This is a genomic window from Afipia birgiae 34632 (genome assembly GCF_000308295.2).
Classification (GTDB): Bacteria; Pseudomonadota; Alphaproteobacteria; order Rhizobiales; family Xanthobacteraceae; genus Afipia; species Afipia birgiae.
On the sequence record NZ_HG326653.1, the window covers coordinates 800908 to 820933 of the forward strand.

The 20026-nt window shown below is 63.5% G+C and carries 20 protein-coding genes; 13 read left to right on the forward strand and 7 right to left on the reverse strand.

Going from position 1 to position 20026, the window contains the following annotated elements:
• Window positions 1-3: 3 nt before the first annotated feature.
• From BN32_RS17760 to BN32_RS17795, 8 genes are all read left to right on the forward strand, one after another.
• Window positions 4-483, forward strand: a complete 480-nt coding sequence (locus BN32_RS17760) for a DUF6878 family protein (protein WP_040426901.1) — start codon at window positions 4-6, stop codon at window positions 481-483.
• 10 nt (window positions 484-493) lie between these two features.
• The gene (locus BN32_RS17765; RefSeq protein WP_019198991.1) at window positions 494-913 is read left to right on the forward strand and encodes a DUF6915 family protein; all 420 of its coding nucleotides are present in this window, start codon (window positions 494-496) and stop codon (window positions 911-913) included.
• Window positions 914-976: 63 nt separating this feature from the next.
• Window positions 977-1393, forward strand: a complete 417-nt coding sequence (locus BN32_RS17770) for a hypothetical protein (protein ID WP_019198990.1) — start codon at window positions 977-979, stop codon at window positions 1391-1393.
• Window positions 1394-1540: 147 nt separating this feature from the next.
• Entirely contained in the window at window positions 1541-5869 is a 4329-nt protein-coding gene (locus BN32_RS17775; RefSeq protein ID WP_019198989.1) for a strawberry notch family protein, read from the forward strand.
• Entirely contained in the window at window positions 5869-6927 is a 1059-nt protein-coding gene (locus BN32_RS17780) for a DUF7146 domain-containing protein (protein ID WP_019198988.1), read from the forward strand. The genes BN32_RS17775 and BN32_RS17780 overlap by 1 nt, the downstream gene beginning before the upstream one ends.
• A gap of 324 nt (window positions 6928-7251) precedes the next feature.
• On the forward strand, window positions 7252-8184 hold the full coding sequence (locus BN32_RS17785; RefSeq protein WP_040426903.1) for a DUF2493 domain-containing protein: 933 nt from the start codon (window positions 7252-7254) through the stop codon (window positions 8182-8184).
• Window positions 8185-8346: 162 nt separating this feature from the next.
• Window positions 8347-8763: a hypothetical protein gene (locus BN32_RS17790; RefSeq protein ID WP_019198986.1), complete on the forward strand. Its 417-nt coding sequence runs from the start codon at window positions 8347-8349 to the stop codon at window positions 8761-8763.
• A 690-nt stretch (window positions 8764-9453) separates the two neighbouring features.
• Complete coding sequence (locus tag BN32_RS17795) at window positions 9454-9855, forward strand: single-stranded DNA-binding protein (RefSeq protein WP_019198983.1); 402 nt, start codon at window positions 9454-9456, stop codon at window positions 9853-9855.
• A gap of 154 nt (window positions 9856-10009) precedes the next feature.
• On the opposite strand, the gene BN32_RS17800 is transcribed toward BN32_RS17795, so the two are convergent.
• Genes BN32_RS17800 through BN32_RS17810 form a run of 3 tightly spaced genes read right to left on the reverse strand, consistent with a single transcriptional unit; the run spans window position 10010 to window position 12514 of the window.
• Window positions 10010-10198 (reverse strand): DUF1289 domain-containing protein, encoded by a 189-nt coding sequence (locus BN32_RS17800; protein WP_040426644.1) that lies wholly within the window; start codon window positions 10196-10198, stop codon window positions 10010-10012.
• Between the two features lie 55 nt (window positions 10199-10253).
• A complete protein-coding gene (locus tag BN32_RS17805; protein ID WP_244438192.1) occupies window positions 10254-12221 on the reverse strand; it encodes a heavy metal translocating P-type ATPase in 1968 nt (655 codons plus the stop codon).
• Between the two features lie 17 nt (window positions 12222-12238).
• On the reverse strand, window positions 12239-12514 hold the full coding sequence (locus BN32_RS17810) for a metal/formaldehyde-sensitive transcriptional repressor (RefSeq protein WP_040426905.1): 276 nt from the start codon (window positions 12512-12514) through the stop codon (window positions 12239-12241).
• Between the two features lie 477 nt (window positions 12515-12991).
• On the opposite strand from BN32_RS17810, the gene BN32_RS27270 reads away from it, so the two are divergent.
• A complete protein-coding gene (locus BN32_RS27270; RefSeq protein WP_019198980.1) occupies window positions 12992-13156 on the forward strand; it encodes a hypothetical protein in 165 nt (54 codons plus the stop codon).
• Between the two features lie 184 nt (window positions 13157-13340).
• Here BN32_RS27270 and BN32_RS17815 read toward each other — a convergent pair whose 3' ends face one another.
• From BN32_RS17815 to BN32_RS17830, 4 genes are read right to left on the reverse strand one after another with little or no spacing between them, the layout of a single operon-like run.
• Window positions 13341-15380, reverse strand: a complete 2040-nt coding sequence (locus BN32_RS17815) for a bifunctional DedA family/phosphatase PAP2 family protein (protein WP_019198979.1) — start codon at window positions 15378-15380, stop codon at window positions 13341-13343.
• 10 nt (window positions 15381-15390) lie between these two features.
• Complete coding sequence (locus BN32_RS17820) at window positions 15391-15948, reverse strand: phosphatase PAP2 family protein (protein ID WP_019198978.1); 558 nt, start codon at window positions 15946-15948, stop codon at window positions 15391-15393.
• Between the two features lie 48 nt (window positions 15949-15996).
• Window positions 15997-17259 (reverse strand): MFS transporter, encoded by a 1263-nt coding sequence (locus tag BN32_RS17825; protein ID WP_040426645.1) that lies wholly within the window; start codon window positions 17257-17259, stop codon window positions 15997-15999.
• A 1-nt stretch (window position 17260) separates the two neighbouring features.
• Window positions 17261-17704 carry a Chromate resistance protein ChrB gene (locus BN32_RS17830; RefSeq protein WP_244438207.1) on the reverse strand — a complete coding sequence of 148 codons (444 nt, stop codon included), beginning with the start codon at window positions 17702-17704 and terminating at the stop codon, window positions 17261-17263.
• 516 nt (window positions 17705-18220) lie between these two features.
• On the opposite strand from BN32_RS17830, the gene BN32_RS17835 reads away from it, so the two are divergent.
• From BN32_RS17835 to BN32_RS27380, 4 genes are all read left to right on the forward strand, one after another.
• On the forward strand, window positions 18221-18475 hold the full coding sequence (locus tag BN32_RS17835; RefSeq protein ID WP_040426646.1) for a helix-turn-helix domain-containing protein: 255 nt from the start codon (window positions 18221-18223) through the stop codon (window positions 18473-18475).
• 168 nt (window positions 18476-18643) lie between these two features.
• Complete coding sequence (locus BN32_RS26310; protein WP_488225993.1) at window positions 18644-18841, forward strand: hypothetical protein; 198 nt, start codon at window positions 18644-18646, stop codon at window positions 18839-18841.
• A gap of 109 nt (window positions 18842-18950) precedes the next feature.
• Window positions 18951-19154: a transcriptional regulator domain-containing protein gene (locus tag BN32_RS27820; RefSeq protein ID WP_019198973.1), complete on the forward strand. Its 204-nt coding sequence runs from the start codon at window positions 18951-18953 to the stop codon at window positions 19152-19154.
• 64 nt (window positions 19155-19218) lie between these two features.
• Window positions 19219-19761: a DUF2285 domain-containing protein gene (locus tag BN32_RS27380; protein ID WP_244438193.1), complete on the forward strand. Its 543-nt coding sequence runs from the start codon at window positions 19219-19221 to the stop codon at window positions 19759-19761.
• Window positions 19762-20026: the final 265 nt, after the last annotated feature.

A 20026-nucleotide genomic window follows, 5' to 3' on the forward strand; every position in this document is an offset into this window, starting at 1 on the left:
ATGATGTCCGAGACATCCGATACCACCGCCGCGCCCACTCCATCGCTTTCGGAATGGGAAGCGTTGTCTGCCCTGCGGACCCGGCTTGAGAACGAGGTGTTCCAGACCAACAAGTCAGCGCTGTTCAACGCGCTGGAATCCACCAACGTCGCGAAAGTCGTTGTCACCTTCGATGGCTATGGCGACTCTGGGCAGATCGAAAACGTCGAGGCTCGCGCAGGCGATGACGATGTTGCCATGCCCAACGCCACGATCGAGTTCGAGGTGACGGTCTGGGGTCAACCCGAGCCCGAGCGCTCCACCGTCACCATCGCCACGGCAGCCGAAAACCTGGCCTATGACGTTCTCGAACGAACGCATTCCGGTTGGGAAAACAACGACGGCGCCTATGGTGACATCGTCTTCGACGTCGCGGAGCGGACGATAACGCTCGACTACAACGCGCGTTACACCGCGTCCGAAAACTACACTCATAGCTTTTGAGGAGGCCGCGATGGGACATTGCTATCACCACGCGCTGTCCTCCGCGCGCAAATGGGGCGGAACGGCGGAAGATTACCTCCCGCTCCATCAATGGTTCGATGAATCGAAGGAGATCACGGCAGACTTCCGTCATCGTGCGCTTCGCCATCATGCGCAGGGCATATTCGAGTTGGAGCGGACCTTCGGCGCCACCATCACCATCTCGTCCGGCCGCATCGTGCCGGTTCGGCTGATCGGCGAGCAGCATGTGCTGGAGGATCTCGGCTTCATCCCGAGTTTCGCCGACTGGGTGCGCTGCATCCGGCCGCAGCCGTGGATGGGACGCGCACAGCCGCTCCACAAGCTGGTCGATCCCTTCGCCGCGCGGCAGGAATCGGGACCGGACCCTGGAACCCCGCCGCACTCTGCCGCCGATCCAACAGCGGCCTGACCGCTTTGATCCGCTCACCTCAGCCCGGCCTCGCGCCGGGCATTTTCGTTTCAGGAGCCTGACATGGCCGACTATTTCACCCATTTCTCCTGCCTGCTCGATGTAGGCACACCCAAGAACGCCGCGCGCGCGCTCGATCTCTACAATGCGCTGTCCGAGGAGGGTGCATCCGAGGAACCACCTTCGGAAGGTTTCCTCCTCTCGATCCAGCCCGAGCATGGCGGCTCGAGGCTCTGGATGCGCGATGATGTCACCGGCGATCCCGAGCGGCTGATCCAGTTCGTGAAGCGCTGCGCCACCGAATTCGGTCTCGTCGGTCGCTGGGGCTTCCAATACGCCAACACTTGCTCGCGCCCGCGCCTCGACGGCTTCGGTGGCGGCGCGCATGTGCTCGATCTCGCGACTGGCGAGACGATCGGCTGGATCTACACCGATGGCTGGCTCGCCGAGTTGCTCGACGGCGGTACGCCCGGCGACTGAACGAAAAGCGCCCACCTCGCGGTCGGGCGCTTTTTTCATGTCAGGCCCCTGAGAGGGAGAGGCCGGCCGGGACGAGGCGAGTCCGGGTGGTTCGAGAGAGAGCGCCGCGCGGGCTTGCCCGTTTTCCGCTCTCCCGAGGTTTTCGACATGAACATCATGCTTTCCGTCGCCGGCGAGCCCGCGGCGACGTCTCCGCTTGCGTCCAACGCCAACTCTGCCACCGCGATCCTGGCGGCCGCCAATCTTCTCCTTCCTCATCTTGAACGCGGCGCGCGGATCGACGCTGCCATCTTGCGCACCGCGCTCGAGACAGCCTTCGCCGCATCGGACACGTCCGGCGCCTGGACGTGGAAAGCGGCTTATGAAGCCTGCGAGGTCGCAACTGTCCTCTTCTTGCACAAATACGGAAAGGCCCTGTTCCGCAAATCCGCATCGCCGGCAGCGCGGCTTTCCGTCTTGTCGAAAATCCTTGGCTTGCTGCCGACACATACCCGTCGCTCCGAGGAATCGCAGGCGCTTCAGCAATTCTCGACGCCGATCCCATTGGGTCTCGCCGCGCTCACGGCCGCGTCGGTTGCGCCGACCGACCGCGTGCTGGAACCTTCGGCCGGCACCGGCCTGCTCGCCATCCTGGCATCGACGGCCGGTGGTTCGCTGATCCTCAACGAACTGGCCGAGGTCCGCGCCGATCTTCTCTCATCCCTCTTTCCGGCCTTGCATATCACGCGCTTTGACGCCGCGCAGATCGACGATCACCTCGATCGCGCGGTCGTTCCGTCCGTTGTGCTGATGAACCCGCCGTTCTCAGCCATGGCCAACGTCGCCGGCCGTGTTGCCGAGGCCGGGTTTCGCCATATCGCATCGGCGCTGAACCGGCTCGCGCCCGGTGGCCGCCTGGTCGCGATCACCGGCGCCAACGTCGGACCAGACTTACCGGACTGGCGTGATGCCTTTGTGCGTTTGCAGGAGCGCGGCACCGTCGTCTTCTCTGCCGCCATCGCGGGCTCCGTCTATGCCAAGCACGGAACGACGTTTCCGACGCGGTTGACCGTCATCGACAAGGCTCCCGCTGCCGACCCGACCGTGCTGCCAGCATCGGCCGGCTCGGCTCCCGACGTCGCGACGCTGCTCGGTTGGATCGCGCGCGACATGCCGGCCCGTCCGCCCGTCGCCTTGCCGACGATCTCCGCGTCGGTCGCGGTCGCCCCGCCGAAATCCGTTCACGGCTATCTCGCCCGCGCGGCGGCCTCGCGTCCGTCCGCATCGGTCGCCGCTGATCCCGCAGGTGTCGCGCTCGCCTATGAGACCGTGGACTGGACGCCTGCCGAGGGCGCGCATCTGACCGATGCGATTTATGAAGAATACGGATTGCAGTCGATCCGTATCCCCGGTGCGCAGGCGCACCCGACCAAGCTCGTGCAATCCGCCGCGATGGCGAGCATCGCGCCGCCGAAGCCGAACTATCGGCCGACCCTGCCGGCGAACATCCTTGGCCTGCTATCCGATGCCCAGCTCGAAACGGTGATCTATGCCGGCGAGGCACATAGCGATTACCTCGCCGGATCGTGGACGGCCGACGAGACCTTCGACTTCGTGAAGGCCGCACCCGCCGACGCGCCCGACACCATTCGCTTCCGCCGCGGCTTCATGCTCGGCGACGGCACCGGCGCAGGGAAAGGTCGCCAGTCGGCCGGCATCATCCTCGACAACTGGCTCCAGGGCCGCCGCAAGGCCGTCTGGATCTCCAAGTCCGACAAGCTGATCGAGGACGCGCAGCGCGATTGGTCCGCGCTCGGCATGGAGCGCCTGCTGGTCACACCACTATCGCGCTTCCCGCAAGGCAAGCCCATCGCACTGTCGGAAGGCATCCTATTTGCAACCTACGCCACGCTGCGCTCCGACGACCGTGGCGAGAAGGTTTCGCGCGTCCGGCAGATCGTCGAATGGTTGGGCTCCGATTTCGACGGAGTGATCATTTTCGACGAGAGCCACGCGATGCAGAACGCCGGCGGCGGCAAGGGAGACCGGGGCGACGTCGCCCCCTCGCAGCAAGGGCGCGCCGGCCTGCGGCTTCAGCACGCCCTGCCGAATGCCCGTGTCGTCTATGTATCCGCCACCGGCGCAACCACCGTCCATAATCTCGCCTATGCTCAACGGCTCGGCCTCTGGGGCGGCGATGATTTCCCGTTCGCCACGCGCGCCGAATTCGTGGAGGCGATCGAAGACGGCGGCGTCGCGGCGATGGAGGTGCTGGCCCGCGACCTGCGCTCGCTCGGACTCTATACCGCCCGCTCGCTCTCCTACGACGGCGTGGAATACGAACTGGTCGAACACCAGCTCACCGACGAACAGCGCCGCATCTACGATGCCTATGCCGGCGCGTTCGCCATCATCCACAACCACCTCGACGCGGCGATGGAGGCCGCCAACATCACCGGCTCTACCGGGACGTTGAACCGGCAGGCGAAGTCCGCCGCCCGCTCGGCTTTCGAATCCGCGAAACAGCGCTTCTTCGGGCATCTGCTGACGTCGATGAAGACGCCGGCCCTGATCGGCTCCATCGAGCGCGACCTTGCGGCTGGCCATGCTGCTGTCGTGCAGATCGTGTCGACCGGCGAAGCCCTCATGGAACGCCGCCTGGCCGAAATCCCGACAGACGAGTGGAACGACGTGCGCGTCGACATCACGCCGCGCGAATACGTTCTCGACTATCTCGCCCACTCCTTCCCGGTGCAGCTCTACGAGCCGTTCACCGATGGCGAAGGCAATCTGTCATCCCGCCCGGTCTATCGCGACGGGCAGCCGGTCGAGAGCCGCGAAGCCGTCGCGCGCCGCGACGAGCTGATCGAACGCCTTGCTTCGCTTCCGCCTGTGCCGGGCGCGCTCGACCAGATCGTTCAACGCTTCGGCACCGACATGGTGTCCGAGGTGACGGGCCGCTCGCGGCGGATCGTCAAAAAGGGTGAGCGTCTGGCCGTGGAGAACCGCGCACCATCGGCGAACCTCGCCGAGACGGCCGCCTTCATGGACGATTTGAAGCGCATCCTCGTCTTCTCGGACGCGGGTGGCACCGGCCGCAGCTACCATGCGGAATTGTCGGCGAAGAACCAGCGGCTGCGCGTGCATTACCTGCTCGAACCGGGCTGGAAGGCCGACGCGGCGATCCAGGGGCTCGGCCGCACCAACCGGACGAACCAGGCGCAGCCGCCGCTCTTCCGTCCGATCGCGACCGACGTGAAAGCGGAAAAGCGCTTCCTCAGCACGATCGCGCGCCGGCTCGATACGCTCGGCGCGATCACGCGCGGACAGCGGCAGACCGGCGGCCAGGGCCTGTTCCGGCCCGAGGACAATCTGGAATCCTGCTACGCGCGCGACGCGCTGCGCCAGCTCTACCTCCTGATCGTGCGCGGCAAGATCGCGGGCTGCTCGCTGCACCGCTTCGAAACCGCCACCGGCCTCAAGCTGATGGATGATAACGGCATCAAGGACGAGCTGCCGCCGATCACCACGTTTCTCAATCGGCTGCTGGCCCTCACTATTGAATTGCAGGGTATCCTCTTCACCGCGTTCGAACAGCTTCTTGACGCGAAGGTGTCGGGCGCGATTGCCAGCGGCATCTATGACGTCGGCCTCGAAACGCTGACGGCGGAGAGCTTCGTCGTCACCGATCGCACGACGATCTACACCCACCCGGCATCGGGCGCGCAGACCCGGCTGCTGACCATCACCCAGCGCGAACGTAACCGTCCGCTGTCGCTCGACGACGCGCTCTGCTGGCTTGATGATCGTGGAGCGAAGCTGCTCGTCAACGAGCGGTCCGGGCGCGCCGCCGTGCAGATTCCTGCACCGTCGCTGATGCTCGACGATGGCGAGATCGAGCGCCGCGTTCGGCTGATCCGGCCGATGGAGCATCACCACGCTTCGTTGAAGTCGATGGCGGAAAGCCATTGGCAGGAGGCAGATCGCGACACCTTCGCCACGGCCTGGTCAAGTGAACTCGCCGATGTGCCCACCTTCACGGAAAGCGCGATCCACATCGTCGCTGGATTATTGTTGCCGGTGTGGAAGCGCCTGCCGAACGAGTCGACCCGCGTGTACCGGCTTCAGACCGACGATGGCGAGCGCATCATCGGCCGCCGCGTTTCTCCGGCCTGGGCCGCGAACGCCGCGTCGACCGGCACGACCAGCTTGTCGGCAGACGACGCCTATGCCGCGCTGATCGACGGGCGGACGATCCTCGACCTTGCCGAAGGTCTTCAGCTCCGCCGCGTGCGCGTCATGGGCGCGAGCCGTATCGAGCTGTCCGGCTTCACCGAGGCAATGCGCGACCGCCTTCGCGCGTATGGTCTCTTCACCGAGATCATCTCCTGGTCGCTTCGGTTCTTCGTGCCGATCGACAGCACGGGGCCGACGGTGCTCGGAAAGCTGCTCGACACCTATCCGGTGGCGCGCATCGGTGAGCGCGAGGCAGCCTGATGCCCCGTCACGATGCCGCAGAACTTGCACACCGCCTTGGCCGGCAGGCCGAGGCGGTGTGCCGTCACTATCTGTCCGCCGGACGCCGTCAGGGCAATTACTGGCAGGTCGGAGATGTGCGCAACACGCCGGGCCGCTCGATGTTCGTGCGGTTGAAGGATTCGCCGAAAGGTCCGGCCGGCAAATGGACCGATGCCGCGGCGCCGGGCGAGCATGGCGATCTGCTCGACGTGATCCGCGAAAGTTGCGGCCTTGTCGACTTCAAGGATGTGGCCGAGGAAGCGCGCCGATTCCTCGCGCTCCCGCATCCCGAACCGGAAAGGACCAGGACACCGACCGGCAGACGGTCCACCAGCGCCGGTTCGCCCGAAGCGGCGCGGCGGCTCTTTGCCATGTCGCAGCCGATCGGCGGAACCCTCGTCGAAGCGGTTTTGCGCAAACGCGGCATTACGGCTTTGCACGAAACCGGCGCGCTTCACTTCCATCCACGTTGCTACTACCGGCCGGACGAGCATAGCCCGACCGAAACCTGGCCCGCGATGATCGCTGCCGTCACCGACCTCTCGGGCAAGCTGACCGGCGCACACCGCACCTGGCTCGACCCCGGCGGCTTCAGCGAGGCCAATCTCGGCCGTGCCCCGATCGAGACGCCGCGGCGTGCGATGGGGGACCTCCTCGGCCATGCCGTGCGCTTCGGCGTGGGCGGCGAGGTGATGGCGGCCGGCGAAGGCATCGAGACGACATTGTCCGTCCGATCGGTCCTGACGCAGATGCCGTCGATGGCGGCGCTCTCGGCCGCGCACCTCTCGGCCATCCTGTTCCCGCGGATGCTGCGGCGACTCTACGTCGCGCGCGACAACGATCCGGCCGGCGACAGGGCGATGACCGTGCTGATCGAGCGCGCCAGCGCCGTCGGGATCGAGACGATCGTGCTCACGCCACGGCTCGGGGACTTCAACGAGGATCTCCGGCTGCTCGGCCTCGACGTCCTTGCGGCCCATCTGCGTCTTCAGGTCGGCTCGGAGGACGTCGCCCGCTTCATGTCCCTGGCGGCCTGATCGACTGGCAAGGGAAGGTGCGACAGCGGGGTGCGTGAGAGGCTGCGATCATGGCGCGAGACCTTCGGGGTCGAGAGGCCACACCCACGGCCTTCTGAGAGGGCGATCGGGCGTCAGCCGGGCCGGACAGGCAATGCCTGCGGCCGACGATTTTCCGCCGCGTCCTACGGACGCTTTGCATCGCGAGGCAAAATCGCCGGCCTCCAGCATCCTCCACGGCGTTCCGGCCCTTCGCTTCGCTGCGGGTGCAGGTCCGGCCCGCCCGCCGCCTTCGTCGCCATGAAGGCCGCGATGGGCGCGGCCACACCGCGAAGGAAAGTCGCCATGACCGACGAACACGACACCGCATACGAGCCACACCACGATTCCTCTCCGACCGATCACCTGCTTCAGGAACTCCAGCTCTACGGCTACCGTCCCTTCGAAGACGAACCCGATCCGCGACCGCTTCCGGAAGGCCGCGTCATCGCCGGCAGCATCGCCGACATCTTCGACGCCCTCGTGGTGGCGCTCGCTGACACCCGCCTCGAACCCGATCTGGAAGAATTGCTCTGGGGCACGGTCAACCTCTTCCATCGCGCCACCGACCGGATCGAACGCGAACTCGACGACAACGAAATCGCCCAGCGACGTCTCCAGCGCGAACAGGATGGCTCGGAGGTCAAGTCCGTCGAACTCGAACGCCTGACGGCACAGGGCCAGACCCTTCTCGAACGGCGCAACGCCTTCGAGCTGATGCGCGACCAGGCCGCCGAGCACTTCGAGCGCAACACCCACTCGATCTGGCGGCCGCGCACCGGCTCAATGGTCAATCATCGCAACCTCACCGCCGCTCTGATCGACAGCCGGGATTTCCTCGCCGCCAAGCGGCGCTCGGAAAACGAGGTGCTCCTGCCTCCCGGTCCGAAGGTTGCCTTCACCGGCGGTCTCGATTTCAACGATCACCGCCTGATCTGGGCCAGGCTCGATCAGGTTCACGTCAAGCATCCGGGCATGGTGCTGCTACACGGCGGAAGCCCGAAGGGCGCCGAACTCATTGCCGCCAAATGGGCCGACAACCGCAAGGTGCCGCAGATCGCCTTCAAGCCCGACTGGACCAAACACGGCAAGGCCGCCCCGTTCAAGCGCAACGACGCGATGCTCGATGTCCTGCCGGTCGGCGTCCTCGTCTTCCCCGGCAGCGGGATTCAAGAGAATCTCGGCGACAAGGCCCGGAAACTCGGCATCCCCGTCATGAAGTTCGACGGCGGCGCATAACGCGCCGCCGCCTCGCGGCGGCTATAATTGTCTTTACGAGAAAAACGCTCTCGTTCAGAATACATCAGCATTCTTGCAGTACCGGCGAAGCAGCATAGTCGCAGGCGGAGCGTATCTCCCGGCAGCCTGTCGTGATCCCCAACCGTTTGCACGGAGGTTTTCATGACGCTGATCCTGCTCGCCATCTCCCTGACGATCGCGTTTTGTGTGCTCGCCTACAATCTCGCGATCTACGCCTTGCCCTTCGCGGCCGGTTTGACCGCGTTTCAATATGCCTATGCGGCCGATGCAAGTTTTCTCATGTCGGGCCTTGCCGCTATCGGCGCGGCGCTCGGCTCGACCGCATTGGTCATCGCCGTCGTCGGTTTCGCGAAAAACCCGGCTCTGCGTCTTATCGCGCTGGCGATCTTCGCCATTCCCGCCGTGATCGCCGGCTATACGGTTGTCCACGGCATCGCCAAGCACATGATCGACGGAGGTCTCGTCCTCAATCTGCTGTGCGGCGCTGGCGGTCTATTCATCGGCATCGCGGCGATGCTCAACCTCTACGCGGTCGGAACAGCCGTCCTTTCGCGCTGAGGCAACGGCCGCGATCCTCCGCTCCCGCGAGACATCCCGTAGGCTTTCGCCGCCAGCTTCCGGTATCCCGATCAGAACGAGATCGACAGTATCAGGAACGCGCTCGCCGGCGCGTTCGATCCGCATCGCCCATTTCGAAAAACGCCGTCTGACAGCGAATCCCGCAGCCATGGCGATCACCGCGCACCGGGGCGGCCTGTCCCATATCGGCGTGGAAATAGCCGCGAACACCTTCATCATGCCTCATGCACATCCGCATGGATCTCCTCTTCGCGCTGATACGGTGGGGCAGCGCCACGCGCCTGAAACCCGATAGCTATACCGTCCTCGTTCCAGCCTGCCTTTTCCGCAAGGACGCATGAGGAGGCAAAGTGGGTTCTGAGTGCGTCCGCGTGGCGGATAGGCCTGATCGGGCGCTCTTGCCAGCAAGCACGATGGTTCGGCTGCGCGTCGTCTCCCGGCTTTCGAGAGGCGCCAATCCCTCCGACTGACTGATCCCCTAAGTCCGTTCTGTTTCCTCCGGCAACCCCCGCGGCTCCGGACCGTGTTGGCGCTGAAGCGCCTGCCCGCACCACTCCGGGCCTTGGGGGTCAAGCTGCCGCCGAAGGCGTCAGTGCAGGAGTCTCCCGACGGCCTTGGCCGGGTCTCGTCGGAGGGAATGGCCCCTCCGCGAAGCAACGGAGACTTTCCATGCAGAACATCGTCATTCTCGCCGGCAACATTGGTCAGGCCCCTGAAACCCGCACCACCAACGGCGGCGCCAGCATCACCCACTTCACGCTCGCCACCTCGCGTCCCCGCTACTCGGAAGGCAGGGTCATCCGGGACGAGAAGGGCTACCGGGTCCAAGATACCGAATGGCACCGCATCACCGCCTTCAACGGCCTCGGCAAGACGATCCAGCAGCATTGCGAGAAGGGGATGAAGGTTCTGGTTCGCGGCCGCATCCACTACACGAAATGGACTGACCAGCAGGGCGTCGATCGCTACGGCTGCGAGATCATCGCCGAGACGGTGGATTTCCTGAGCCGGGCGAAGCAGACCCTGAACGACGGCGATAACACCGTCGATGACGACGACATCCCGTTCTGATCGGGATACCGGAAGCTGGCGGCGAAAGCCGCCGGGATTTTACATGTTCGCGGGGAACTGGAAGCTCAGCCAATGCCGTGATCCCGATACAGCGATGGCGTCTCCTCTCCACAAGCCATCAGGATCGGCTCCATCGCCGTCACTGAAGTCTCGCTCACCGAATCGCCCGACGTTCCGCCAGCTTGGTTTCACGTCGACGGCGCTCGGCCAGAATCTGCCGACGCTTGTGGTCGGTGAGCTTGCGCCACTGGCGGATTTCTTCCGTCGTGCGCAAGCACCCAACGCACAGGTTCGCCTTCCGATCGGACTTGCAGATATCAAGACAAGGCGACGCGATTGCCACGGCTCACACCTTCGCGGGTTCGGGTTTCAGTTCAGGCGCCGCGGCGACCGTCTTTTCAGGCGTTGGCAGGAGGCGGGCCGAGTTCAGGATGAAGACCAGCTCCGACACGACATGGATGCCTGCCGCCAACAGCGGGTTCAAGAAGCCGAAGGCAGCCAGCGCGATGCCAAGCGTGTCGACACCGATCGTTCCGGCGAAATTCTGCCCAGATGATGCTGCGGGTGCGCCGAGCGACGGCGAGTGTCTCGACGAAGCGTTCAAGGTCATTGCCGAGGAGCACCACATCGGCGCTCTCCTGCGCCACATCCGTTCCCGAACCCATGGCGACGCCAACATTGGCTTCGGCGAGCGCAGGGGCGTCGTTGACGCCGTCGCCGACCATAGCGACCTTACGCTTGGCCGCGACGAGCGTCCCGATGCGCGCCAGCTTGTCTTCCGGCAACAGCTCCGCTTCGATTTCCTTGATGCCGAGCTCGACGCCGACAGCATCCGCCACACGCCGCGCATCGCCCGTGAGCAGCACCGTGCGAATGCCCATGCGCTGCAAGGCTGCGATCGCCAGCTTCGCCTCGGGCCGAACCGTGTCCGCTACCCCAATCGAGCCTAGCAGTCGCCCATCACGCGCGACATAGATCTCGGAGCCCGCCAGGCCTTTCTGGCCGGATACTTGCGACATGGCGATCCCGTTGTCGGTCATCCATACTTGGTTGCCGACCAAGATGGTGACCTCGGCCACCCTAGCCGTGATGCCGCGGCCCGGCGTATACGCGAAGCTCGACGGCTCGATCACACCACGCCCTTGCGTGCGGGCATGGGCGACGATCGCCTTGCCGAGTGGGTGTTCGGAGCGCAGTTCAGCCGTTACGGCGGCGTCGAGCAGATCATCAGCGCTGACGCCGGCCACGGGTGTGACTTCCTGCACCTCGGGGCGGCCGAAGGTGAGCGTACCGGTCTTGTCGAGCACCACGGTATCGACCTGGCCCAAGGTCTCAAGGTGAACGCCTCCCTTGACGATGGCGCCAAGGCGGGCGGAACGGCCGATGCCACCGAGAATAGCAAGTGGCGTGCCGGCGGCGACACCACAAGCGCCGGCGACGATGATCACCGAGATCGTGGAATAGATGTCGCGAGTGATCAGGAAGGTCAGGATGGCGGCGCCGAGCGCAAAGTAGACGAGATAGCCAGCCAGGCGGTCGGCAAGACGCTGGACCGGCGCGCGGGATTTTTCGGCTCGTTCGACAGCCTCGATGATCTTGCCGTAGCTCGTGTCGCGGCCGATCCGTTCAGCAGCCACCTCAAGCGCGCCAGACTGGTTGATGGAGCCGGCGAAGACGTGCGTGCCCGCAGTCTTCTCGACCGGCATGGACTCACCGGTGATGCGGGACTCGTCGACAAAGGAATGGCCGGACAGAACTGCCCCGTCGACAGGGATACGTCCACCGGGCGCCACCAGAATGGCGTCGCCGATCGACAGCTCCTCCGCCGAGACAGACCGGATCGAACCGGCGCGCCGCACCGAGACCTCGCGCGGCAGGAACTCAAGCAAGTCGCGGATCGCTTTGCGGCCACGACCGACGGTCAGGCCCTCAAGGACTTCGGCGACCAATACGAATAGGGTAATAACCAGCGCCGTAAAGAACTCGCCGATGGCGGCAGCCGCGCCGATGGCGATCGTCATCGACAGCTCCATGGTCATGCGCCGCTCGATGATGTTCTCGAAGGCTTCCTTGAGGATTGGCCAGCCGCCGATCAGGAGGCCGACGACGCCGATCACGCTGACCGCGGGGAACGGCTCCCAGACACGAAACCATACGGCTGCCGCCGCAACCGCGACGAGTGCGATGCGAACGGCCTCGGACCATTCGAAGGGATGATCGTGATCATGCCCGTGCTCGTGGTCATGATCGTCGTGGTCGTGATGATGATCATCGCGATGATGGAGATGCGTTTCGGCGGCCGGGGCGGCTATGGGGGATTCGGCGGCATCGACGCGCGCCCGGTCATAGACATTCTGGATGGTCATAGCGGCAGACTCCGGTGTTACTTGAGATAGGCGCGTACGACATCGATCAGTTCGGCCGCGCCTTCATTGCGTTCGTTTTGCGCGAGAGCGTGATCGGCCACGTGCAGCAGGATGTGGTCCTCGATCACTTCAGCCATCAGCCCGTTGATGGCGCCACGGACACCCGCGATCAGTTGGAGCACCTCGGCGCAGCCCTTTTCGTCCTCGAGCGAGCGCTCGACGGCCTCCATCTGGCCTCGAATGCGACGCACCCGATTCAGCAGCTTCGTTTTCTCGCGGGTCGTGTGCGACATGACGCCCTCCATCTGCCAATACAGATAGTATACCCCCCTATATTATTCAAACACAGGCCTGCATGGCAGCATCGTGCTGGTCCCCGGCAGATGACTGCTGTCACACGCCCCTGTTTCCACCCGTGAAGTCGAAGCCCCCATCCGGTTCAGGCAAAAAGCCCTTTCCGGCTTCATCCCCTCCGGCAGCGAGCATGCAGCGGCGCTCCCCGGCTCGACGACGCTGCAGCCGCCGGGCGGCGGCAGGACTGTCATAGCGCGCGATGTAGGGATTTCCGCTCCGGTCAGCGGGCACCACCCCGCTCTTTGAGGCTGACCCTGGTTTCAATCCCGACCTCATGCGGTCAACCCTCGAGGGGTCCGCTACGCGAAGCGTGCGGTCAGTTCGGCTTTGCCTCTCTGATGACCCCGGCCAGGACCGAAACACGTCGGGCGCCTGTCGAGCGGGGATGGTCCCCGCCTCCAGACAGGAGCCGGAAAATGTCCCTCGCAGATGCCCACGCCTTCGCCTTCAGCCTGGCCGCCACCCTGATGGTCACGATCATCATCTACCGCGCCGGCGACGGCACCATGAGCGTCATGCCCGCCGCCGAATATGATGGGGATGCCGACACCATCGTCGGCGAGATCGATCCGTTCGCCTGAACCGGATGGGGGCATCGGCCCCCGCCTTCGGCAAGGCGGGCGCGCCCGAACCGGTCGCTCTCCGATTACTCTCGCCACAGTCCGCAAAGCGACTTTCGGTTAGATCAACGCACCGAGAACGACTATTATAGATAAGGTATTCGGGTGCGGTTTCTTGGAATCGTTGCACTAAGTCTTAGCCAGTTTATTTGACCGAGTTAGTGCGATCCCTTAGCAGCAGGACACCTCCATCCCAATCCGCGCCTGCGTCGCTATCGGGGCGAGTCGCGACACGGCCCGATCGAAGCATCTGAGCCATAGTGTCACGCGGTGTGTTCGCATCCGCTTGGGCCCATGCAATGGTGAAAAGGGAAAGAGGCCGCGCGACACGCTCTTTCACGACAGAACCGATCCAAACGGGCGACGGGTTTCTGTCCACGAGCTCGACGTCAGCATCCCATAGTCGTAGCACAAACCGCGAATCATCCGGTGCGGCACTGTCTTGCAAGACAAGCGTGAGGCTCGGGAGCCTTCCGCTTGAGAGATGAGGTGTAACCGGCAATTCGACAGGACGTGTCGTCGCGATCAGCCACCCCAGTGCATTCGATGACGTCCATGTTGCAGGCAGACGCCATCCCTTGTCCTGCAAATCCTGGCGAATGGCAGGCAGGTCTCCTGCCCATTGGACTGTTAGCGGCTCCTCGATTTCGCCGGTCAGATCAATGCGCCGGGCGGGCAGCCGCTGCCATCCTGACGACCACCAGTCGCCGGCCATCATCGTGGGCATCACGCGGTTTACAGCATAGCGTTCGACGTCGAGAGAATGATGCCGATAGACATTCGCGCCGCCGACAAGCATGAGCGCCAGGCAGGAGACGACCATCAAGTACACCGCACCAACGGGTTGGGCCGGCTTTCGCACGTAGAAAAGCCCGAGCACCGCCACCCAGGCCGTGCCGAAGGCCAAGCCTCCGACCGCGTCCGAGAACCAATGCGCGCCCAGATAGACGCGCGAGAAAGCGATCAGTAGCGCGAAAGATAGAGCAGTGAAGGCGACAGGAAGACGCCAGGCCGGTCGAACCTCGCGACCGATCAGCAAGGCGAGGAAGCCATAGAGAACGAGATTGACCGTGCTGTGGCCGCTCGGAAAGGAAAATGCACTCCAGCCCGTGTAGAACAATTCGGTCGGACGTGCGCGGTGAAGCGTAACCTTGATGACGGTGTTGAGCGCCGACGCTCCGGCGACCGCCGCCAGCCAATAGGCCGCCGACCGCCACGCGCGTCTCCACACGAGCCATAGAAGCACGGCGATCGTTATCGCCATGACGACATAGGTGTCGCCAAGCTCGGTGATGGCGAGCATTACGGAATCGCCTGGTAGGGTGCGCAGGTCTTGAAGCGCTTGATAGATCGCGGTGTCCGCCCGGACCAGTGGGTCGCTACTGACGACGTCTTCGAGAATCCCCAAGAACAGCCATGCGGAGCCGATCAGCAGCAAGGCTAGCAGCGTGACGCCCCGCATATCGGGCCGCGCCGGATCGAGAAGGTCGAACGCAAAGCGGCTCCAGCGGGACGGGTTCGCCGCCGCGCGCCGGCGCAGCCAGTCCGACAGGCCCGACACGAATTCCGGGCCATGATGCAGTGCGAACCGGACGAGACGGATCATCGCCCAGATGACGAAGACTATTAGAACAAACAAAATGGCGAGCGGCTTGGCGGCTGCGCCGAACATGCCGAACGCCGCGCCAACGAACACGGCGGGCAGGACATGAGATGGTGCCCATACCAATGCGGACAGGATGTTGGCGACGTAGAAACGCATCACCGACATCCGCAACATGCCTGCAATCAGGGGAATGAAGGCCCGCACGCCGGGCGTGAAGCGCGCGATGAAGACGCTTTTGTCGCCGTGCCGTGCGAAGAAGGCCTCACTGCGGGTGATGAGGTCCGGGTGCCGGTTGAGCGGCCACCGTTCAAGGATTTCGCGGTGGTAGCGGTGGCCGATCCAGAACGAGAGGCCGTCGCCGATGATGGCACCGGCCGTCGCAGCGCCGAGCAACGGCAAGAGCTTTACGATTCCGGTTGGAACCAGCGCACTAACTGCCAGAATGGCGGCGGTGCCGGGGATGAAGACGCCAATGACCGGAATGGATTCCGACAGGGCGAGGAGGAGAACGACCGCATAGGCCAGATGCGGGTATGCCGCGATGAACGCTGTGACGGTCGAGAAGAAGGACACGACCATTCCGCGTTTCCTACAGGATTGAGGTGACGAGCCGATCTAGGCGCGTCCCTTCCCGATAGAGCCTGCGGATCAACGTGGCAGCAGCAATACCCGTAGCGGCTCCCCCGAGCACGTCGCTGACATAGTGAGTCCCGATATAGACACGGGACACCGCTACCAGAACCGCCGTCGCGAGAAACCACAATCCCATTCGCCGCATCCCGTGCAGCAGAAAGGCCGCGGCGACGGCGAAGGTCGCTGTGGCATGGTCGGAAGGGAACGACGGATCGGCGCTAGGGCTAATCAGCAAATGCGATATGCCGCCATCGTATGGCCGGACGCGATGGACGAACAGCAGGATGAGCTGATTGATCGCCAGGCCGAGCAAGAACGAGAGCCCCGTCGCAACGAGAACGTGTCTGTTGTGAGATCTGTCTGGTCCTCGCCACCATTGTGCGGCAACTGCCAGCACGAGCAGCGGCACGCCGATGGCCGATACCTGGATCATCAGGAAATCAACCGCAGCGCTCGCTCCGGCAAAGCTATTGATGGTGCGAGTCGCGGCGGCATCGAGATCATAAAGCTGCAATATCAAATCCTCTTCTTTTCTTGTCGGCCCCTTCGTGTTGGCGGCGCTTCATTGATCCTGTTTTGCTTGGGGCATGACAGGGCTTGCCAGCATGTGTCGCATACGAAGAAACGCCAGCACGGTCAGGGCGGCGAAAATAGCGCCCGCAAGGAACGCCCCCCGAGGTCCGACCGTGTCCCAAAGCGCGCCGGCGATAATGCTAGCGGCGAGCAGCGCCAGGCCGCAGATCAGATTGAATATGCCGAAGGCCGTGCCGCGCAATTCCGCCGGCGCGGTTTCTGCCACCAGCGTCGAGAGCAACCCTTGCGTGAAGCCCATGTGAAGGCCCCAGAGCACGACGCCGATACCCACAGCAAAAAGGCCGGTTGCGAAAGCCAGCACCACATCCGCGACGATCAGCAGCAGAAGCCCGACGATCAGAATCGCCATCTTGTCCATGCGGTCGGACAGGATGCCGACGGGATAGGCCGACAGTGAATAGGCGAGGCTCATGAGGACCAGCACCACCGGCACCAGCGCGAACGGCAGGCCGATCGACTGCGCGCGGAGGACGAGAAACGCCTCACTGAATCGAGCTAGCGTGAAGATTGCCGCGACGGCGACGACCCGCCAGTAAGCAGCGTCCAGGCGGCGCAGCTCTTCGCGGCGCAACGGCATCCGAACCTTGCGCAACTCCTTCGGACGTTCCGGCTCCTTGACTGCGACGAGAATGAGCGCGACGGACAGGAACGCTGGAATGACGGAGATCCAGAACACCGTCTGGAAATGGTTTGCCGTCAGCCACATCAGGCCGATAGCAAGGACCGGTCCGACAAAGGCGCCGATCGTATCGAGCGACTGGCGCAGGCCGAAGCTCGCGCCGCGAAGCTCAGGCGGCGCGATATCGGCGACAAGCGCGTCACGGGGGGCGCCGCGAATGCCCTTGCCCATACGATCGATGAAGCGGGCGGCGACGAGCCAATCGAGCGACGAAGCCAGCGGAAAGATCGGCTTGGTCAAGGCAGCAAGACCATAGCCGAGCGCCGCCAGGAATTTGCGCTTGCCGAGCCAATCGCTGAGTGCCCCGGAAAAGACCTTGGTGATCGATGCGGTCGCCTCGGCAATGCCCTCGATAGCGCCGACGGCCAGTATCGAGGTGCCGAGCACGGCCACCATATAGACCGGCAGAAGCGCGTGGATCATCTCCGAGGAGATATCCATCAGCATCGAGACGGAGCCGAGCGCCCATATGCCGGCGGGAATCCCGCGACGGGCTCCGGTTCGGGATGTCTTCTCGATGGCGGCGGCTCGCTCTCGAGCTTGGTCGCTCATCTCAGCGATTCTCGTCGTGAGCATCGAAGACACGCTGTGCGTAGCTGTCGAGCAGTTCCTCGCAGGCCCTTAGGCGTGTCGTGGCTTCCTCTGCGAGCGGCGCGCCATAGAAATCGAGTTTCTTAATCTTCTGCAGCCAGCCTTGCAGCTTCTTCAGGTCTGTATCTTCCTCCTCAAGCTCGGCGTAGGTGAATTTGTTGATCGCAATTTCTTTGGCGATCTCCTTCTCGAAATCCGCGCATCTCCCAAGGAACTCGCGATACTGATCGTCCCGGTCGGCCCGAAAACGGGTCACGACCTTCTCCTCCTGTGCACGATCGAGCGCGACGGTTTCCAAGATCACGGCTTCGCCGCCCATTTCCGAAACGTCGTTTTCGATCATCTTCAGCCGGCGGACGTGATCATCGGTCTTCGGCAGCAGACAGACACCGTTTTGCAAATACACAGCTCCTAGGCCCTTGAGCCGTCGCCAGAGCGCGACGCGCTTGGTGGCTGGGTCGGGCGGGACCTTATACGTGAGCAATAGCCATGAAAACGAAACCATAGCCGCCTGTATAATGAAACGGCCGTTACAAATCAATAAGAGCGCTCGCTACAGGCGATCGATAGCTGCTCCGGTTCATTCGCTACGGGCGGGCGACCGAACACGCCCGCAGAACTTTCAGAATTACGCGCGTAACGGACAGCTTCGCACGAGCCGAGATACGGCACCATGAGCGTCATGCCCGCCGCGGAATATGATGGAGAGGCCGACACCATCGTCGGCGAGATCGATCCGTTCGCCTGAGCCGGATGGGGCTTCGGCCCCGCCTTCGGCAAAAGGCACGACCGAACCAGTCGTCGGTCGATTGGGCCCACCGCAGCGCGGTGAAGCGACTTTCGGCTGGATCGAGGCGACAAGAACGACTATTATAGTCGTAGTTCTGGCAAGTGCGTTCGCGTCGGTGGGAGGTGATCATGCATGATCACTCCCCGACAATCGCGGGCCGCTCGCGCGTTGCTGGGTTGGACGCAGGAGACGCTCGCTGACAAGGCCCGCATATCGCTGACCGCGTTGAAACGCCTCGAATCCGAAAGCGGTCTCGAGGTCTACGAAACGACGCGCGATCAGGTGCGCAGGGCTTTTGAAGCGGCAGGGATCGTTCTGCTCTCCACCGACAAAGGGCAAGGGGTTCTGCTGCATCATGACACGCTCAACCGCCACGCTCGCCGATAGTCGTTCCGCGCCATCGAGCCATTCGCCAGCATCCCAAGATGCACGCACCGGGCGATGGTTAAAATATCCTAACCATGCGAATGTTCGGCAATGAGGGAACCATCGACATTTGCGTTCCTGGATGAGCCGCCGATAAGTCAGCGGCTCACCAACTATAATCGCACGCACATGGTTCTCTATTTACGGCTCCTCGACGCGGCGCGTGACGGCGCCGATTGGCAGGAAGCCGTTCAAATCCTGTTCGGCCTCGATCCACAAAGCAATCCGCAGCGCTGTCGTCGGATTCACGACACTCACCTTGCGCGTGCTCGTTGGATGACCGAGCACGGGTATCGCGAGCTGGTGCGCGAAAGTCAGCGTCATTGATCCATGCGATGCCGCTGCGGCATCGCCCCCGCCAAACTTCGCGGCTTCAGCGTCACAATCGTTCCGGGAATGCTGGCTCCCCCGCAATTTGACGGAGGGAGGACTGACGATGATACCCGACGCTTCAGGATGGCGCTCCTCGGCGCTCTACCTCCACGTTGACCGACTTGCTGCCTCTGACATCGCCTGGGAATGGCTCCGTCGCAATGAAGCGTATGATCATGATTTCGATGTGTACTCGCTCAAAAAGGAAGATCCCCAATTGCTGACCGACAGGATTCGGCAGCAGTGGGGGCTGCGATTTCCCGCTTGATCCACTGCAGGCCCCTCCCAAGGCGCAGGTGTTCTGGCTCCCACATGCCGACACCAGCACAATTGTGCTGGCAGCCGCTCCCCCGATCTTCTCTTTGGATCGCGATGCACGAGCCGCATTCGATATCGCTCGATCGGTCGAACAGGGTGGCGAAACGCTTCTCCTCTACGAACTGAGCAAGAACCAGCACCTCCAGCTCATCCTGCCCTCCGGCCATTCGCCTGCGGTTCCTTTGGTCGCCATGGTCCCGATCGGTCTGGAAGGATTTGATCGGGTAGAGTCCATTTACCGCCTTCTTGCGTCGCTCTACGGCCGCGCGGTGCCACAGGACACACGCCTCACGCCGCAGAAGCGCAGGCGGATGCGTCACATGTTGCAAGCGTTCGACGGCTTCCGGGATGGCGCAACTCAGCAGGAGATCGCCCGCATTATCTTCCGTCTTCCGCGGATGAAGCGGGACGACTGGCAGATATCCTCTGCCCGCCATACCGTCATGGCCTTGCTGCGCGATGCACATGCGATGGTCGCTGGAGGTTATCGAACGTTGCTGCGCCACCGGCGGTCCCAGGGTTCGCGAACCAGGCGAACCGAAAGCGACCAACGCTGAACGCAGAACATCGCCATTGCATGACCGCAGGACACCGGCGGATGCGTTGCCCGCCTCTCGCGAACCGCTGACGTACAACGCCAACAGCGCAACGCGTCTCACAAAATTCCTTTCATCCGCCGCGAACACGTCATTGCTGTCAGTCCACCCCAAGGGCTCGGCGGATGTGGTGTGGGATTTCAGGTCCCCCCAAAATCCCACTCCATCTCACCTGTTTCGCTTCGCCATCGTGGTCTTCGCCCGCCGCTGATTTCCAACGGCTCAC

What these genes read in the sequence shown, in the direction of transcription:
- BN32_RS17825 (WP_040426645.1), bottom strand. Translation starts at nt 17,259, where the DNA reads ATGAGCGACCAAGCTCGAGAGCGAGCCGCCGCCATCGAGAAGACATCC.
- BN32_RS17790 (WP_019198986.1), top strand. Translation starts at nt 8,347, where the DNA reads ATGACGCTGATCCTGCTCGCCATCTCCCTGACGATCGCGTTTTGTGTG.
- BN32_RS17835 (WP_040426646.1), top strand. Translation starts at nt 18,221, where the DNA reads ATGATCACTCCCCGACAATCGCGGGCCGCTCGCGCGTTGCTGGGTTGG.
- BN32_RS27270 (WP_019198980.1), top strand. Translation starts at nt 12,992, where the DNA reads ATGTCCCTCGCAGATGCCCACGCCTTCGCCTTCAGCCTGGCCGCCACC.
- BN32_RS17770 (WP_019198990.1), top strand. Translation starts at nt 977, where the DNA reads ATGGCCGACTATTTCACCCATTTCTCCTGCCTGCTCGATGTAGGCACA.
- BN32_RS26310 (WP_488225993.1), top strand. Translation starts at nt 18,644, where the DNA reads ATGGTTCTCTATTTACGGCTCCTCGACGCGGCGCGTGACGGCGCCGAT.
- BN32_RS17775 (WP_019198989.1), top strand. Translation starts at nt 1,541, where the DNA reads ATGAACATCATGCTTTCCGTCGCCGGCGAGCCCGCGGCGACGTCTCCG.
- BN32_RS17780 (WP_019198988.1), top strand. Translation starts at nt 5,869, where the DNA reads ATGCCCCGTCACGATGCCGCAGAACTTGCACACCGCCTTGGCCGGCAG.
- BN32_RS17805 (WP_244438192.1), bottom strand. Translation starts at nt 12,221, where the DNA reads ATGACCATCCAGAATGTCTATGACCGGGCGCGCGTCGATGCCGCCGAA.
- BN32_RS17765 (WP_019198991.1), top strand. Translation starts at nt 494, where the DNA reads ATGGGACATTGCTATCACCACGCGCTGTCCTCCGCGCGCAAATGGGGC.
- BN32_RS27820 (WP_019198973.1), top strand. Translation starts at nt 18,951, where the DNA reads ATGATACCCGACGCTTCAGGATGGCGCTCCTCGGCGCTCTACCTCCAC.
- BN32_RS17760 (WP_040426901.1), top strand. Translation starts at nt 4, where the DNA reads ATGTCCGAGACATCCGATACCACCGCCGCGCCCACTCCATCGCTTTCG.
- BN32_RS17785 (WP_040426903.1), top strand. Translation starts at nt 7,252, where the DNA reads ATGACCGACGAACACGACACCGCATACGAGCCACACCACGATTCCTCT.
- BN32_RS17815 (WP_019198979.1), bottom strand. Translation starts at nt 15,380, where the DNA reads ATGGTCGTGTCCTTCTTCTCGACCGTCACAGCGTTCATCGCGGCATAC.
- BN32_RS17810 (WP_040426905.1), bottom strand. Translation starts at nt 12,514, where the DNA reads ATGTCGCACACGACCCGCGAGAAAACGAAGCTGCTGAATCGGGTGCGT.
- BN32_RS17795 (WP_019198983.1), top strand. Translation starts at nt 9,454, where the DNA reads ATGCAGAACATCGTCATTCTCGCCGGCAACATTGGTCAGGCCCCTGAA.